General features: G+C 47.9%; 1 protein-coding gene. It reads right to left on the bottom strand.

Annotation, left to right across the window (positions count from 1 at the left end; genetic code table 11):
* Positions 1–282, bottom strand: a 282-nt coding sequence (locus tag WCE05_RS26310; protein WP_368816883.1) for a hypothetical protein, incomplete at its 3' end; no start/stop codon positions are given.
* Positions 283–399: the final 117 nt, after the last annotated feature.

Below are 399 nucleotides of genomic sequence, written 5' to 3'. Positions count from 1 at the left end.
GGTGAATCCCATCGCCATGCTGAACAGGATAAACAGCAGCAGCACCCAGCTGACGGAAATTCTCAGCAGCGCACTTAGCGTCATAAGCGGCTGAAGATACACGGTAAACGAGTGGTCGGTGGGTTTACCCAGAAGAACCATCAATCCATCCGTTAACCAGACAAGCGCCCGGCAAACCAGCCAGATGATCGCCGGCCAGCAGAGCAGGAACAGAAAGGTAAAACGCTCCCGGATATAATGTATCAGTTGGCGCAAAGGAGGCCAGTTAATCAGAAGTTTCATTTATATTCTCATATTGCCAGCCGGTAACATGCACTATTCGTCAAAAGACGTTACCGGGTTAGCTTCCATACAGGCAATGCACCCTATGTTTTTAGCAAATTTGAATTAACTTAAACC

Origin of the sequence: Pseudomonas sp. I2 (assembly GCF_040984075.1) — a bacterium.
GTDB classification, from domain to species: domain Bacteria; phylum Pseudomonadota; class Gammaproteobacteria; order Pseudomonadales; family Pseudomonadaceae; genus Aquipseudomonas; species Aquipseudomonas guariconensis_B.
This window is presented reverse-complemented; position numbering and strand designations above follow the sequence as displayed.